Source organism: Psychrobacter nivimaris (assembly GCF_009812035.1).
GTDB lineage: Bacteria > Pseudomonadota > Gammaproteobacteria > Pseudomonadales > Moraxellaceae > Psychrobacter > Psychrobacter nivimaris.
The window spans coordinates 18186-34133 of the sequence record NZ_VZIZ01000018.1 but is presented as its reverse complement, the minus strand read 5'-3'; the positions used below and the strand labels follow the sequence as shown (position 1 = coordinate 34133).

Here is a 15948-nt window from a genome sequence, read left to right as displayed (position 1 = left end):
ATAGCATGTGATTGAAAACGATACGACCTGTCGTTCACGATTATACCTGCGAATCATTAAAGCAGTATTAAAATGTCAAAAGACATGTCTACATACTATAGTCAATCACAATCCGTCCCTCGATTTTGCCATTACGCATCCGCTCAAAAATATCATTGATGTTCTCTAACGGCTCAGCTTTGACGGTCGCTTTGACTTTGCCAGCCGCTGCCATATCTAGCGACTCTTGTAAGTCAAGACGTGTGCCAACGATAGAGCCGCGTATGGTGATACCATTGAGTACAGTATCAAAGATTGACACCGGGAAGTCGCCAGTGGGGAGCCCGTTACATACTAAAGTACCACCGCGACGTAACATACTTAAGGCTTGATCAAAAGCTTTTGATGATACTGCAGTGACTAACACGCCATGAGCGCCACCAATTTCTTCTTGTAGCAACTCACCTGGGTCTGTATTTTTAGCATTTACCGTCACTGTTGCCCCCAGCTTTTTGGCGAATTCAAGTTTTTCGTCATCAATATCAACAGCAGCAACATTGAGCCCCATGGCAATGGCATATTGTACAGCCATGTGACCAAGGCCGCCGATACCTGAAATAACAACCCAGTCGCCTGGCTTGGTGTCGGTCATTTTAAGACCTTTATATACCGTGACGCCCGCACATAAAACAGGGGCAATCTCAATGGAGTCGACACTCTCAGGAATAATGCCAACATAGTTGGCATCTGCAAGGACGTATTCTGCAAAGCTACCGTTCACTGAGTAACCAGAGTTTTCTTGTTTTTTACATAAGGTTTCCCAGCCACCCAAGCAATGCGTACAGTGACCACAAGCAGAGTATAGCCATGGCACACCAACTCGATCACCTGCTTTGACATGAGTTACGCCGTCACCGACCGCCGTGATCACGCCAACACCTTCATGACCTGGTATAAATGGTGGGCTTGGCTTAACAGGCCAGTCCCCCTCAACCGCATGCAAATCAGTATGACAGACGCCTGAGGCGTGCATTTTGACAACTATTTGCCCAGCACCTGCGGTTGGAATGTCGACTTCTTCGATTTTTAAGTCTTGACCGAACTCATGTAATACAGCGGCTTTCATTTTGTTAGTCATAATAAGCTCTCTTTTATGGGTGATTGATAAATGTTGATATAAAAAGTTGTTGCGATATTGCATTCAAAATATGTAAACACCTTATTTTGAACGCAAGACTGCTACAAATTTTTCCTGCTGTGCGCCTAAGCGCATTAGAGGATATAAAAATTCGTCTCAGTTTTTTATTTAGATCGTTGTAGCGAGCGGGCTATGTAACACTTGTGATAACCCGCTCCATGATTAGAAATGATGGTTTAGAAGAAGCCCATTTTTTTCTGACTGTACGACACCAGCATGTTTTTGGTTTGCTGATAGTGGTCGAGCATCATTAAATGGTTTTCACGTCCGATACCAGATTGTTTGTAACCACCGAACGCCGAATGTGATGGATAAATATGATAGCAGTTGGTCCATACGCGGCCTGCTTGGATACCACGTCCGAAGCGATATGCCTTGTGTACACTACGGGTCCATACACCAGCGCCTAAACCATACAAGGTGTCATTGGCAATCTGCATGGCTTCGTCATCGTCTTTAAAAGTAGTCACGGCAAGGACAGGTCCAAAGATCTCTTCTTGGAACACGCGCATGTCGTTGGTGCCCTCAAAGATCGTTGGCTTGACGTAGTAACCGTCTGTCAAGTCGCCATCGTGCTTAGCTTGCTCTCCGCCGACGAGCACTTTTGCGCCTTCTTTTTTACCGATGTCGAGATAAGATAAAATTTTCTCTAGTTGGTCTGAGCTGGCTTGCGCGCCAATCATGGTGTCGGTATCGAGTGGGTTGCCCATTTTGATGGCCTCGACACGGGCGATACAGCGTTTGATAAACTCATCATAGATGCTCTCATGAACGAGTGCCCGCGATGGACAGGTGCAGATTTCACCTTGGTTCAGTGCAAACATCACTAGACCTTCGACCGCTTTGTCCAAGAAGTCATCGTCCTCATCCATAACATCGGCAAAGAAGATGTTAGGGCTTTTGCCACCAAGCTCTAACGTCACTGGAATGATGTTTTCGCTCGCGTACTGCATAATGAGGCGGCCAGTGGTAGTCTCACCTGTAAAGGCAACTTTATTGATGCGCGGATTTGACGCAAGTGGCTTACCCGCTTCGACCCCAAAGCCATTGACGACGTTCAGTACACCCTTTGGTAAAATATCAGCGATGCCGATGGTCTCTAACATGAACAGAATAGAAACTGGCGTTTGTTCGGCTGGCTTTAGAACGACACAGTTACCAGCAGCAAGGGCAGGTGCTAGCTTCCATACGGCCATTAGGATAGGAAAGTTCCAAGGAATGATTTGACCGACGACACCAAGTGGCTCATGAAAATGATAAGCTACAGTGTCTTCGTCAATCTGACTGATACCGCCTTCTTGTGCGCGAATGGCGCTGGCAAAATAACGGAAGTGATCAATGGCTAGAGGGATGTCGGCTGCGAGTGTCTCACGAACAGGTTTGCCGTTTTCGTAACATTCGGCAATCGCAATCGCTTCTAGGTTGGCTTCCATGCTGTCAGCAATTTTGAGTAACAAGTTGGCACGTTCAGTAACACTGGTCTTGCCCCAAGCATCTTTGGCAGCATGTGCTGCATCTAGTGCTTTTTCAATATCGGCAGGTTTTGAGCGGGCGACTTGGCAAATAGTTTTACCATCGATGGGGCTTGTGTTATCAAAATACTCTCCATCGATAGGAGCGGTCCACTCACCATTAATAAAGTTATCGTATTTTTCGCGGAACTGAACAGGGCTACCTTCCGTATTGGGATTTGCATACAGCATGAAACACTCCTTGTTGTGTTGTTTGTTTTATCGGATAATACAAGCGCAATTTTATCTATCCTAATATCTGTTATCGCAAAACAATATCAGTTGATGTTGTGATTGATTAACATCAATTGCTCTCTGCACACGTTCCATACTACTCGGCTTCTGCTGATAATCATACTAAAATTTTATAATGACTGATGAGTTAACACATAACAGGAAGTTTGCTTTAATGGCCATGATTTTATTTCTGTAAAGCCTAGAATGCATAGGCTTGGTATTTATGATCAAAGCAGATACTTTACGGACAAAATTAAAAGATAAGCTATTGATTTTTTGCATTTATAAAAAATAAAGCATTTTTTATCTATATTCTATTGACAATTGTTTATTTTATTGTCGATACCTCAAGGTTGCACAGCCCGCAAATTTTAGGTGATTTTAGGCAAATGTTGCGTTTTTTTTCATTATGATGATGGTTTTATTATTCTCTTTTTTCACATTACTGGCTGGTTTGAATCTATGCGTCAATCTTCTGCTCTCGATATCTTAAAAACAGGTCAAAATGTCTTTTTAACGGGCTCAGCAGGCTCAGGTAAGACCTATACGCTCAATCAATATATTGATTATCTACGCGCTCGCCGTGTGCCTGTTGCGGTGACTGCCAGTACCGGTATTGCTGCCACACACATGAACGGCACAACGATTCATAGTTGGTCGGGTATTGGTATCAAGGATGAGCTGTCTGATCGAGATTTGACAAATTTATCACGCAAGCAGTTCTTAGCAGATAGGTTGAAAGATACAGCGGTATTGGTTATCGATGAGATATCAATGCTACATGCCAAGCAGCTCAATTTGGTCAGCCAAGTCCTCAAGCATGTCCGCAAAAATAACAAAGCCTTTGGTGGTATACAAGTCGTTGTCGCAGGGGACTTTTTTCAGCTGCCGCCCATCGGTAGCAAGGGCGAGAGCAATCGTGAAAAATTTGCCTTTATGTCTGAGGCGTGGCTCGATGCCAAGTTCCATATTTGCTATCTGTCAGAGCAGCATAGACAAGTCAGTGACGCGGCGAATGGCGGGCTTGATCTAGATGATATTCTCAATCAAATCCGTCGTCAGGAAGTGACGTTTGAGGCGATTGCCGCTTTAGAAGCGACGTATGACCAAAGCGTCGATATTAAGCGTACTCGTCTGTATACCCACAATCTCAATGTCAATAAAATCAATGACAAAGAACTGGCGTCTCTAGATGGCGATATGATGCGTTTTGAGGCGACGGCAACAGGCGATAGTAAGCTGGTTGAAACGCTAAAAAAGACCGTGCGTACCCAAGACGAGCTGATTCTAAAAGTCGGCGCCAAGGTAATGTTTATCAAAAACAATGCTGAGCTTGGTGTCTCTAACGGAACGATGGGCGAGTTGATTGGGTTTGCTGCTGTCAAGATAGAGGATAAAGACAGTAGTGACGCGTTAATCGAAGACGATAGCAGCGATGACGTTGATGAAGAGGCTGCTGGCGAAAAAACGACAAAAGGTAAGAAGTCCGCTGCTAAAAAAGACAAAGAAAAACCAAAGTCGAAGAAACCAACGACCCAGAAAATGCCTGTCGTGCGGCTTAATTCAGGACGAGAAGTCATCGCTGAGCCTGAAGAGTGGATTATCGAAGATGAAACGGGTGATGTGCTGGCAAGTTATTTACAAGTGCCACTCTGTCTAGCATGGGCGATTACCATCCATAAATCCCAGGGCATGACCCTCGATGCAGCTGAAATCGATTTGTCGCGTACTTTTGAGTTGGGACAAGGCTATGTGGCATTATCACGCCTCAAATCGCTATCAGGTCTACAGCTGCTGGGTATGAACGACATGAGCTTGCAACTTGATCCATTGGCTCGCGGCGCAGACAAGCGGTTTCTAGTACTGTCTGAAGAAGCGGATGCCAACTATGCGATGCTAGATGAAGAAAGCATGCAGCAAGCACATGAAAAATTCGTGCTGAAGTCAGGTGGGACATTGAGCAAGTCGGTAATCGATGCTTACGCCACCCTACAAAAGAAGCGCCGCGAACAACAGCAAGCGAAAATCGATAAAAAACAGAAACTTGGCAATCAGGTCTCTGACAAATCAGACAGTACTCTACTTGCGACCAGAGTGTTGTTAGAAGAGAGTTTGACCATTGCAGAGATATCACAAGCTCGTCAATTGTCACAGTCGACCATCATGCGTCATATTGCTGACCTAAAATCACAAGATCCAAGTCTTGCCTGCGATCATCTGCGTCCAGATGATGAGGTAATGACAGCCGTAGGTAATGCCTATGTCGCCATTAAAGTCGCCAATAATCCAAATGACTTCAATGATGACGGTAGCATCAAATTGCGTCCGATATATGATCATCTCAAGCAAAGTATTGACTACAATACCATTCGCCTCGCATTGATCTTTATCACCCCATAGTTTTACTGCTTATAATTTTATTGCCTATAACTTTGTCACCTTTATTTTTATAGGCTTTATTTCTGCTATTTCTTAATATTTAGCAATCATTGCAATCATTAGCGCACTCAACGTGATAACGCTCAGTTTTTACCCCCATTTATAGCGATACCCTTTATGTCCGATGTTATGCCTGATTTTTCGAGCGCTACTTATCAATTGACCTCTGACCCGATAGCGGCGACGTTCCGTACTACTGGTGAGCACACACAGCCACTGAGAGTCGCTATCAATGGCTTTGGTCGTATAGGGCGCAATGTACTTCGTGCTTTGCTAGAGCGCTTTGAAGTGTTGGGCCGTGCGATTCATGTGGTGGCAATTAATGACTTAGCGCCAGCGGATATATTGCTGCATTTACTCAAGTTTGACAGCACACATGGCCGTCTCAGTCGATTAGGCGTAAATGCTGAGATTGTAGAGAGTGAGTCAGGTGATACGAGCAAGACTGAGCTCTGTCTGACTAAAAACAATCTGACTTACTGCATCAATATGCTATCAGAGCCCAATCCACAAAACCTACCTTGGCAGGCGCTGGGTGTCGATGTGGTTTTAGAATGTACTGGGCACTTTCGCTCGTATGAACAAGCAACGCTACATATCGAAGCTGGCGCGCAACAAGTAATTATCGGTGCCGCGCCATTTGACGATGTGGATGCCTGTATCGTGATGGGCGTGAATACCGATGCGCTCACGCTTGAGCTACCGATTATCTCCAGCGTTTCTTGTACCACGCAGGCACTGGTGCCGCTGATTGACACATTGGATAAAGCGTTCGGCGTCAAGTCCGCTATGATGACAGAAATTCATGCGGTTACCGCCGATCAGACGGTGCTCGATCAAGCGCATCGAGATCCCAGACGGGCGCGTGCTTCTGGCTACAATATTATCCCAACGACATCCAGTAGTATCGCTGCGACAGAACGGGTGCTACCAGCCATGGTCGGCAAAATAAATGGTCATTCGATACGGGTGCCCACTATCGATGTGGCTGCGATTGATGTCACCTTTGTATTTGATACGCCAGATGTCGATGTCGAGACAGTACGAGAGGTACTTAAATCTGCCAGTCAGGCACATTTGCATGACATCATGGCTTATACCGATGAGCCATTGGTATCTAGTGACTTCATCCATCAGACTGAGTCGCTTATCATTGATGGTCAGCAGCTTATGCAAGTAGGCGGTCAATATAAGGTTTTTGCATGGTATGACAACGAATGGGGCTATGCCAATAGGTTGCTCGATATGTGCTTACATCTGGCCTCAAGCAAGCGATAATGCATCAATTTACAAGTGTTCGAAAATTAATTGAATTTTTTTAGTTTAGGGGCTTGCATTATAAAATGATATCTATATAATGATGCACCAATGGAGACGTGGCAGAGCGGTTGAATGCACCGGTCTTGAAAACCGACAAGGGTTAATAGCCCTTCGAGAGTTCGAATCTCTCCGTCTCCGCCAAATTCGAAAAAGCCCCAATCATTGCTGATTGGGGCTTTTTTTATGGTATTAATAAAAGTATTAATTAGTACCTTCTATAAAATCCTCAACAGTAGGTTATACAGCTACTTAACCAGTGAGTTTTCAAATTCGATTGTCTGATCGTCTACTAAGATAAGCATGCCTTTATTAATCTCGATAGTGATGCCACTAGCATTTTTAATAGCACGCATGACATTGATATCCTCAATGCTGCTTTCAATAATGATCTTGCCAGACTGCTCTGGTGCGATAGGTGGATCAAACGTTGTCAAAGGCACATTAAAGTTTTTGCCCTTTGTCAGGTTGGCATCCTTCATAGTTAGCGTCCCCTTAAAACTTTTTATCGCGCCTTTGCCATGGTTGGATAGCATAAACTGCATTTTGACTTGATTTAAGCTATCGCTATCACTGGTTTTCACTGGGAGCAGGGCGACAGGATACATCTGTGCAGTAGCGTTCGCCGCCTGACCTTTGACGATTGGGCTTTTCTTACCTGTTGGGTTGTTTGGATGCAGACGTTCATATTCACGCTGTTGTATTAGCGCTTGCTTGATAGTGGTACGCGGCATGGCTCCTGATTCATAAGCGTCGCTCAATTTCATACGCAGCATATATCGGCTGAGTACTTGTTGATCGGCCTCAGACAACTGCTCAAAAGTTTGCCCTAACTTTTTTTGCCATTGGTCAGAATCTGTCGGTATCGTTGTTTTACTTGGATCAGTCTGTGGCGATGAGCAGCCAGTCGCAATCACTAGCATTGCTACCGTCATGGTTGAAAACAAAGTTTTGTTGAAACGCTGATTTAAGCCCGTCATCGTACCCCTCCTTGCAGATCTTTATTATGTTGAAACCTTATAAATAGTCACGACTATATTCTTAATATACCTTGTTTAAACATCTGTTGTGTTTAGTTATGGCTAACTAAAACCGCAAATATCGTAGAGTACTTAAAAACGTATTTATTGTAGATTAGATGGAAGAAGGGCATAACAAGAGGAGAGTTAGAAAAATATCAATAATGCTTTAACTTTTATAACAGCCACAAAAAAGACCAAGCTCGCGTTAGCAAACTCGGTCTTTTTTATTTTAAGACTATTTAGCAACGATACTATTAATTAGCAACGATATTATTAATTGTTTAATCGTTGTCTTGCAACTCAGATAGCGGATGAGTGATGTTATTATTATGCGTCACTACAATCGCTTCATCAATAATATGCTGGCTGACACCGCGCTTACGTAGCGTTTCGATGAATACTTCATCATGGGCGAGCGTATAATCCTGATGGTCACGATCTAAGCCCTGACGAATATAAAGACGAATAAGCCCTTGAATGCGCTTAAAGCCCAAGTCTGATGACGTCGTTTCTAATAGACCAATCATTTCTTCAGACAAACGAATACTAATCGGGCGCATGATCTTTTGCGGATGATCAGAAAACTTATTTTTTATACGTACAGGTATCATAATAAACCATTACTTTTAGTGAGTAAGAGCGAAGCACTCAAACAAAAACGAACCCAATCAAAACTAATCTTACCATACAACAAAAATGTCTAAAAGAACACCATAGCCGTGCTAATATTATTAGAAGTAAATATAAAAGACACAGCAATAAAAAAACCTCCATCAAATTATGATGAAGGTTTTTAGTATATGGCTCTCCAACCTGGGCTCGAACCAGGGACACACGGATTAACAGTCCGTTGCTCTACCAACTGAGCTATTGGAGAATAGCTGGTCATAACAGCAAGTTATTGATGCTTTACATTAAAGCAGTTAATTAGCTTGTTTGCGTTATGTGGGGCACATTTTAGCCAAGTCACTACAGGCTGTCAACCTTATTATGCGTTTAATTATAAATATTATCGCAATTATTGAAAATTAACGCCAATCCCTTATCAGATAGGCTATTTCAAGACAGAATGTAGTAGAAAATGACGATAAATGTGTTTTAAAAATAAAATGTGCTTTAAAAATAAAAATTATTTTCAGAAACTTTTATATGGCATATAGGATGAACAATAAAAGTATCGAAATAGATATCAACTCGGCAAAGTAAAACTGGACTTGGTGCTTTGTGTTTTTGAATATAAAGGTGGTGCGACACCGTTTGACACAATAAAGTTGCAAGACAGCCCTTCACATTGGCAGTAGAGTTCTATAAAATACCGACCATGTGGTTTCTTTGCTATGTTTTTTCATAGCATGCGTTGAACAAAAGCGGGTGTTCTAAAGATGAGTCCTACTACTATTGCTTATGGTTACTTAGCCATTGCCATCATTTGTGAAGTGATCGGCACTACTTTTTTGATGAAGTCAGAGCAGTTCACCCGTTTGGTGCCAACTTTGATGATGGGCGCGCTCTATGCGGTTTCATTTTATCTAATGGCTCAGACGCTTAAGACCATACCGCTAGGTATTGCGTACGCGCTGTGGGGCGGGCTTGGGATTGTACTAACCTCACTCGCTGGTGTGGTGCTATTCAAGCAAAATCTTGATACAGCAGCAGTGGTCGGTATCGCGATGATCGTCGGCGGTGTTGTTGTGATGAACTTATTGTCTAATTCTGTGGTGCATTGATATGGAAAATGCTTATAAGCGTAAAAAACAGCCAGAAGTCATTCGTCGTGCGTTGTTAGATCAAGCAGCACGTATCACATTGGAGCAGGGCTTATCTAAAGTGACTTTTCAGGCGGTCGCTGATGCGGTTGGGGTGACAAAGGGTGGTGTGATGCATCATTTTTCTACCAAAAACGCACTCGTGCTAGAAGTCTTCAATGATGCAATGGCTAAGTTTGAGGCAGAAGTAAACGCAGCAATGGCTGACGATCCTGTTAAGTACGGTTCATTTACCCGCGCTTACATAGACGCCACCATCAGTCTCGGCGAGCAAGGGCAGGAAGAGTACGATAACCAAGCGACCTTATATGTGCTAATGCTAGGTGATAGTGAGCTGCGTGAGTTGTGGGCTAAGTGGGCGAACGAGCAACTCAAAAAACATGCAGCAACGGATAATACCGAGACATTATGTATGGTTCGCCTTGTCGCTGACGGTATTTGGCTCTCAGACTTTTCAGGTATCGATATCGCAGACAAACAGTCATTACGTGATCGCCTGATAAAAATGACGCAACAAGACTTTGATTCATAAAATGACGCTGTTTTATAAAATAATTTTTATTTCACTATTTAAAGACTAAATTTCTTAAAGACTAAATTTCGAAACTTAACTAACGACGACACTATTCGGCCTGAGTACCTTTATATAGCTACTTTTGCCAATCGTCCTAAGGAGAATTTATGACTGATTTTAATAATTTGACAGATATTATCGATTTAGACCAAGTACAAACAGCTTATATCAACGGGCGCTATCTAGCGGTTGATGAATCGCTGACGACTTTTGAAGATATCAATCCAGCCACTGGTGAAGTGTTGGCAACGATTCAGCAAACCAGCAAAGAGCAGATTGACGAGGCGGTAAAAGCCGCACATAAAGGTCAAAAAGTTTGGGCGGCGATGACAGCGGTCGAGCGCGGTCGCATTTTATCAAAGGCTGTTGAGATATTGCGCGATCGCAATGATGTACTGGCCCTACTTGAGACCAAAGACACAGGTAAAGCCTACTCTGAAACTAAGTACGTTGATATCGTTACTGGTGCTGATGTCGTTGAATACTATGCAGGTCTGGCACCGATGATTGAGGGTCGTCAGATTCCATTACGTGATACTAGTTTTGTATACACTCGCCGCGAGCCACTTGGCGTGGTCGCAGGTATTGGCGCATGGAACTATCCGATTCAAATCGCGATGTGGAAAGCGGCGCCTGCACTGGCTGCCGGTAATGCGATGATTTTTAAACCATCAGAAGTGACACCGTTGACGGCATTAAAACTGGCAGAAATATTGACCGAAGCTGGATTGCCAGATGGTGTGTTTAACGTCGTACAAGGTAACTATGAAGTGGGTCAAGCGCTAACTGAACACCCAGATATTGCAAAAGTATCGTTCACAGGTGGCGTACCAACTGGTAAAAAAGTCATGTCGAGCGCGGCAAGTTCATCTCTAAAAGACGTAACTTTAGAGCTTGGTGGTAAATCGCCATTAATCATATTTGATGATGCAGATATCGATACCGCTGCTGACATCGCGATGATGGCCAACTTCTACAGTACTGGTCAGGTATGTACCAACGGTACGCGCGTATTCGTCCCTAAAGCGTTACAAGCGAAGTTCGAGCAAGCCATCTTAACCCGTGTTGAGCGTATTAGACTGGGCGACCCTATGGATGAGAACATCAATATGGGTCCACTGGTTAGCTTCCCGCATATGGAGCGCGTGCTTGGCTATATTGAACAAGGTAAAAAAGGCGGCGCGCGTTTGCTAACAGGTGGCGAGCGCGTTACAACGAACGAGCTTGCAAAAGGCGCATTTGTCGCACCGACAGTATTCACTGATTGCACGGACGATATGACTATCGTACGCGAAGAAATCTTTGGCCCAGTGATGTCGATATTGACGTACGAGACCGAAGAAGAAGTTATTCGCCGTGCCAATGATACCGATTACGGCTTGGCAGCTGGGGTCGTGACTGCAGATCTAAAACGCGCGCATCGAGTCATCGCTCAGATCGAAGCTGGCATCTGCTGGTTGAATACATGGGGCGAGTCAGCAGCACAAATGCCAGTAGGTGGCTATAAGCATTCTGGTATCGGCCGCGAAAACGGTATCGAAGCGCTCGAACACTATACTCAGACCAAATCTATCCAAGTAGAGCTGGGTGCGTTTGAATCTGTCTTTTAATCAATCTTATTGAGAAAAACGAAGCCAGTAAGGTTGCTTATCAGCTTTTATTTAGCCTTTTTAGGAAACTTTACTGACCCTAAACGATTTATGTTTTTTCAATATTATGGAGTATGTTATGACATCAACCACACCTGAGTATGACTATATTATTGTTGGAGCAGGTTCAGCAGGAAATGTACTGGCCACGCGTCTGACCGAAGATGCCAATATTAAGGTACTGCTGTTAGAAGCAGGACGTCCAGACTATCGTTTTGACTTCCGTACCCAAATGCCAGCTGCACTTGCTATGCCATTGCAAGGGACGACTTATAACTGGGGTTATAAGACAGATCCTGAGCCATATATGAATAACCGTGTCATGGACTGTGGCCGCGGCAAAGGGCTAGGTGGCTCATCACTGATTAACGGTATGTGCTATATCCGTGGTAATGCGCTAGATTTTGATGATTGGTCTAAAATAAAAGGCCTATCAGACTGGACGTATTCTGATTGCCTGCCTTATTTTAAAAAGCTAGAAAACTGTGACGCTGGCGAGAATGACTATCATGGCGTGGGCGGACCTGTTGAAATGACTACCTCAAAGCCAGGAGTCAATCCACTGTTCCAAGCTATGATTGAAGCGGGCGTACAAGCGGGCTATCCACGTACCGAAGATCTAAACGGCTATCAGCAAGAAGGTTTTGGTCCGATGGATCGCTTTGTGACGCCCAATGGTCGCCGTGCGTCAACGGCTCGTGGCTATCTTGACCGTGCCAAACCACGTAGCAACATTACGATTTTGACAGGTGCATTGACTGACGTGATTTTATTCGACGGCAAGCGCGCTGTCGGTGTCAAAGTCGAGCACGAAGGCCAGACCAAAAATTTCCATGCCGCTCGTGAAGTGATTGTCTCTTCTGGTGCGATTGCCTCACCGCAACTATTGCAGCGTTCAGGTATCGGTCCTGGTCAGTGGTTAAAAGATGCTGACGTGACTGAAATATTGGATCTGCCAGGTGTCGGTAATAACTTGCAAGACCATCTAGAGCTGTATATGCAGTATGAATGTAAACTGCCAGTGTCAATCGCGCCTGCCAATAAATGGTGGAATAAGCCTGCGATTGGTGCAGAATGGTTATTCAATGGAACAGGTCTTGGTGCGTCTAACCAATTCGAAGGTGGCGGTTTCATTCGTACCGATGAGAAGTTCACCCATCCAAACATTCAGTACCACTTCTTGCCACTAGCTGTACGCTATGATGGCCGTAGTGCTGTGAAATCACATAGCTTCCAAGCACATGTCGGCTCACTGCGCTCACCAAGCCGTGGCCGCGTCAAGCTAAAATCACGTGATCCGAAAGCGCATCCAAGCATTTTGTTTAACTACATGTCACATGATCAAGACTGGCAAGAGTTCCGTGCTGCAATGCGTATCACGCGTGAGATCATGCATCAGCCAGCGCTTGATCCTTATCGTGGTCGCGCAATTGCACCGACCGATGATTTGGTCACCGACGCCCAGCTAGATGAATATGTACGCAATCATAGTGAGACGGCTTATCATCCATCTTGTACTTGTGCGATGGGTGAAGATAACGATTCGGTAGTGAATGGCGAAGGTCTGGTACATGGTATCGATGGTTTGCGCGTTGTCGATGCGTCTATCATGCCCAATATTATCAGTGGCAATCTCAATGCTACAACTATTATGCTCGCCGAAAAAATCGTCGACAAGATGAGAGGCGTACAGTTGCCACGTTCAACGGCAGATTATTACGTGGCCAATGGTGCACCGCTGCGCTCAGAGCCGATGCGTGATTATCTCTCGACAGTGTAGGCTGCGATATAAGCCTGCATACAGGATACTGAATAAATAACGATATGAGAAAATTTTAACCAAAAGGCCTTTCCAAGTAGAGGCCTTTTCTATCAGCGCTAACGTATTAGAATAATGAATACCGTTCAGGTTGAATTTGTTTATAATTTTATTAACTTTTTATTTATTGGTACTGCTTTGTCCGTCATGCGGTTGGTTCCACGTTATACGGTTATAGATCATCAGTCTACTATTAGATGATGCCGGACAAAGCAATATCGGACCCTGTTTAATTTACCTATTGAGGTTTTTTATGTACAGTTCGCCATCACAAGATGTGACGAAACCTCTGACCCTAAACAAAACCGTGTTTATGGGCTCAGCTATTATTTCTATTTTATTGATAATTTGGACCATCGCTTTTCCAGATTATAGTGAGGCCTTGTTGAGCTCGAGCATGACTTGGGTATCAGACAAGTTTGGCTGGTATTACATGCTAGTGGTTGCCGCTTATAGTATCTTTGCGTTGTTTGTTGGTTTTTCTAAGTACGGTGATATAAAGCTTGGTCAAGACCACGAAAAAGCACAATTTCCGTTTTTAGCGTGGGCGGCCATGCTGTTCTCAGCGGGTATCGGTATTGACCTGTTGTTCTTTGGTGCCTCTGAGCCTTTGATGCATTATTTGACCCCGCATACAGGCCTAGAGCCTGCTAGTGCTGAGGCCATGCGTGAAGCGCTTGCTCAGACCTTCTTGCACTGGGGTCTACACGGTTGGGGTATTTATGCACTAATCGGTATGGCGCTGGCTTATTTTGCTTATCGCAAAAACATGCCACTCGCGCTACGCTCGCCGTTAACTCCGATATTTGGTGAACGCTTAATCAAAGGCTGGTTAGGTGATGGTATTGATACCTTTGGCGTTGTCTGTACGTTGATGGGTATTGCGACCAGTTTGGGTATTGGGGTATTGCAGGCAAATGCTGGCTTGACCCATGTATTCGGTATCGAATCTAGCAAAACGGTTCAGGCGCTTATCATCGTCGGCGTTGTCGCTGCTGCTGCTGTCTCTGCGATGACAGGTGTCGAAAAAGGCGTTCGTCGTCTATCTGAATTCAACATGCTGTCGTCAATACTGTTGTTGCTTGCCATATTGGTTATGGGCAATACGGTGTATCTATTAAATACCTTTACTCAAAATATCGGTCAATATTTCCAAACCATCATTTATAAAACCTTTGACGTTTATGCTTATGACGGTGCTGCTGGTGCCGAGTGGAAATCTTGGTGGACGATATTTTTCTGGGCATGGTGGGTTGCTTGGGCACCGTTTGTCGGTCTGTTTATCGCGCGTATTAGCCGTGGCCGTACTCTACGTGAGTTTGTATTTGGTGTGATGTTTATTCCGCTTGGTTTTATCTTCGCATGGTTCTCTATCTTTGGTAATTCAGCGATAGATTTGGTTGCCAATGGCGCAACAGAGCTTGGCGAAATCGCGGTCAATGATGCGGCAATGGGCATGTTTGCGCTGTTTGAGTACTTCCCTTACAGTGAAGTATTGTCATTTGCTGGTGTGGTTATTGGTCTTATTTTCTTTGTGACTTCTGCTGACTCAGGCGCGTTAGTACTAGCGAACTTGAGCTCAAGAGGTATGACCAATGATACCGATGCTCCTGTTTGGTTACGTCTGTTTTGGGCAGCAGCCACTGGTCTTATTACGTTAGGACTGCTATTTGCAGGTGGTTTTGCCTCATTGCAATCTGTCTCTGTCATTGCAGGTTTACCATTCTCTATTATTCTTGTGCTCTACATGATGTCTATGTGGAAGTCGTTAAAAGAAGAAGGCAACAAGCGTAAAGCCAGTACAATTGGCACGGCAAACGTGTTGGACAGCGGGAAGAGCTGGAAAGCGCGCTTGCAACGTATTGTAAGCTTCCCAGGACATGCACAGGTTGAAAAATTCCTGCATACGGTTGTGATGCCAGCGATGTCTGAGGTCGAAAAAGAGTTTAAAGCAGGTGGTCTCAAAACCTCGTTAGATACCAAAAACCTTGCTAGTATCGGTGAAGGTATCGATGCAGGCATGGACCAAGACAGTGGTCAGGTAGACGGTCTAAAATTGCGTGTCGGTCATGGCGATGAAGATGACTTTATTTATGAAGTCAATCTAATTAAAGCTCATCGTCCTAACTTTACATTGAGCACATCTACCAAGCACGCAGAGTACTACTACCGTGCGGAAGTGTTCTTAAGCGAAGGCTCGCAAGAGTATGACTTGGTTGGCTACTCAAAAGAGCAGGTATTGGTTGATATCTTAAATCAGTACGAACGTCACTTGCAGTATCTGCATTTAGAGCGTTAATCCGGTACACTTTTTAAGTAAAAATATTAGTAAAAATGTCCCCATAAGTTGCACGCAGCTTATGGGTTTTTTTATGACTAACTATTTATAAATAACTATCGTTTGGGTTGGGGATGTATCCCAAATAAGTGGCAAACA

The 15948-nt window shown here is 44.2% G+C and carries 10 protein-coding genes, 2 tRNA genes and 1 pseudogene; 8 read left to right on the top strand and 5 right to left on the bottom strand.

What is annotated here, in order from left to right; all coding sequences use genetic code 11:
* Window positions 1-88 precede the first annotated feature (88 nt).
* Together adhP and exaC are read right to left on the bottom strand one after the other, a co-directional pair.
* Entirely contained in the window at window positions 89-1117 is a 1029-nt protein-coding gene (gene adhP / locus FQV37_RS08090) for an alcohol dehydrogenase AdhP (RefSeq protein WP_160022233.1), read from the bottom strand.
* 236 nt (window positions 1118-1353) lie between these two features.
* Window positions 1354-2880 (bottom strand): acetaldehyde dehydrogenase ExaC, encoded by a 1527-nt coding sequence (exaC, locus tag FQV37_RS08085; RefSeq protein WP_160022231.1) that lies wholly within the window; start codon window positions 2878-2880, stop codon window positions 1354-1356.
* Window positions 2881-3387: 507 nt separating this feature from the next.
* Here exaC and FQV37_RS08080 point away from each other — a divergent pair.
* The 3 genes from FQV37_RS08080 (at window position 3388) to FQV37_RS08070 (ending at window position 6825) form a co-directional block, all read left to right on the top strand.
* Window positions 3388-5325 carry an AAA family ATPase gene (locus FQV37_RS08080; protein WP_160022229.1) on the top strand — a complete coding sequence of 646 codons (1938 nt, stop codon included), beginning with the start codon at window positions 3388-3390 and terminating at the stop codon, window positions 5323-5325.
* A gap of 168 nt (window positions 5326-5493) precedes the next feature.
* The gene (locus FQV37_RS08075; RefSeq protein WP_160022255.1) at window positions 5494-6642 is read left to right on the top strand and encodes a type I glyceraldehyde-3-phosphate dehydrogenase; all 1149 of its coding nucleotides are present in this window, start codon (window positions 5494-5496) and stop codon (window positions 6640-6642) included.
* A gap of 92 nt (window positions 6643-6734) precedes the next feature.
* Window positions 6735-6825 (top strand) — tRNA-Ser (locus tag FQV37_RS08070).
* A 104-nt stretch (window positions 6826-6929) separates the two neighbouring features.
* Here the strand turns inward: FQV37_RS08070 and FQV37_RS08065 are convergent.
* The 3 genes from FQV37_RS08065 to FQV37_RS08055 all read right to left on the bottom strand — a co-directional run bounded on the left by FQV37_RS08065 (window position 6930) and on the right by FQV37_RS08055 (window position 8580).
* On the bottom strand, window positions 6930-7661 hold the full coding sequence (locus FQV37_RS08065; RefSeq protein ID WP_160022227.1) for a hypothetical protein: 732 nt from the start codon (window positions 7659-7661) through the stop codon (window positions 6930-6932).
* 323 nt (window positions 7662-7984) lie between these two features.
* On the bottom strand, window positions 7985-8314 hold the full coding sequence (locus tag FQV37_RS08060) for a hypothetical protein (protein ID WP_057761113.1): 330 nt from the start codon (window positions 8312-8314) through the stop codon (window positions 7985-7987).
* A gap of 190 nt (window positions 8315-8504) precedes the next feature.
* A tRNA-Asn gene (locus tag FQV37_RS08055) sits at window positions 8505-8580 on the bottom strand.
* Window positions 8581-9082: 502 nt separating this feature from the next.
* Between FQV37_RS08055 and FQV37_RS08050 the strand changes: the two are divergent.
* From FQV37_RS08050 to betT, 5 genes and pseudogenes are all read left to right on the top strand, one after another.
* Window positions 9083-9430: pseudogene (locus FQV37_RS08050) on the top strand (DMT family transporter); the annotation flags it as partial.
* Window position 9431: 1 nt separating this feature from the next.
* Window positions 9432-10001 (top strand): TetR/AcrR family transcriptional regulator, encoded by a 570-nt coding sequence (locus FQV37_RS08045; protein WP_220456015.1) that lies wholly within the window; start codon window positions 9432-9434, stop codon window positions 9999-10001.
* A 149-nt stretch (window positions 10002-10150) separates the two neighbouring features.
* Window positions 10151-11653, top strand: a complete 1503-nt coding sequence (gene betB / locus FQV37_RS08040) for a betaine-aldehyde dehydrogenase (protein ID WP_160022225.1) — start codon at window positions 10151-10153, stop codon at window positions 11651-11653.
* 118 nt (window positions 11654-11771) lie between these two features.
* The gene (gene betA / locus FQV37_RS08035) at window positions 11772-13472 is read left to right on the top strand and encodes a choline dehydrogenase (RefSeq protein WP_160022223.1); all 1701 of its coding nucleotides are present in this window, start codon (window positions 11772-11774) and stop codon (window positions 13470-13472) included.
* A gap of 292 nt (window positions 13473-13764) precedes the next feature.
* Window positions 13765-15810 (top strand): choline BCCT transporter BetT, encoded by a 2046-nt coding sequence (gene betT / locus FQV37_RS08030; protein ID WP_160022221.1) that lies wholly within the window; start codon window positions 13765-13767, stop codon window positions 15808-15810.
* The last annotated feature ends 138 nt before the right edge of the window (window positions 15811-15948 follow it).

Excerpts from the sequence above, each read along its gene's own strand:
- FQV37_RS08065 (WP_160022227.1), bottom strand. The coding sequence starts at position 7,661 with ATGACGGGCTTAAATCAGCGTTTCAACAAAACTTTGTTTTCAACCATG.
- FQV37_RS08080 (WP_160022229.1), top strand. The coding sequence starts at position 3,388 with ATGCGTCAATCTTCTGCTCTCGATATCTTAAAAACAGGTCAAAATGTC.
- FQV37_RS08045 (WP_220456015.1), top strand. The coding sequence starts at position 9,432 with ATGGAAAATGCTTATAAGCGTAAAAAACAGCCAGAAGTCATTCGTCGT.
- FQV37_RS08060 (WP_057761113.1), bottom strand. The coding sequence starts at position 8,314 with ATGATACCTGTACGTATAAAAAATAAGTTTTCTGATCATCCGCAAAAG.
- exaC (WP_160022231.1), bottom strand. The coding sequence starts at position 2,880 with ATGCTGTATGCAAATCCCAATACGGAAGGTAGCCCTGTTCAGTTCCGC.
- FQV37_RS08075 (WP_160022255.1), top strand. The coding sequence starts at position 5,494 with ATGCCTGATTTTTCGAGCGCTACTTATCAATTGACCTCTGACCCGATA.
- betA (WP_160022223.1), top strand. The coding sequence starts at position 11,772 with ATGACATCAACCACACCTGAGTATGACTATATTATTGTTGGAGCAGGT.
- betB (WP_160022225.1), top strand. The coding sequence starts at position 10,151 with ATGACTGATTTTAATAATTTGACAGATATTATCGATTTAGACCAAGTA.
- betT (WP_160022221.1), top strand. The coding sequence starts at position 13,765 with ATGTACAGTTCGCCATCACAAGATGTGACGAAACCTCTGACCCTAAAC.
- adhP (WP_160022233.1), bottom strand. The coding sequence starts at position 1,117 with ATGACTAACAAAATGAAAGCCGCTGTATTACATGAGTTCGGTCAAGAC.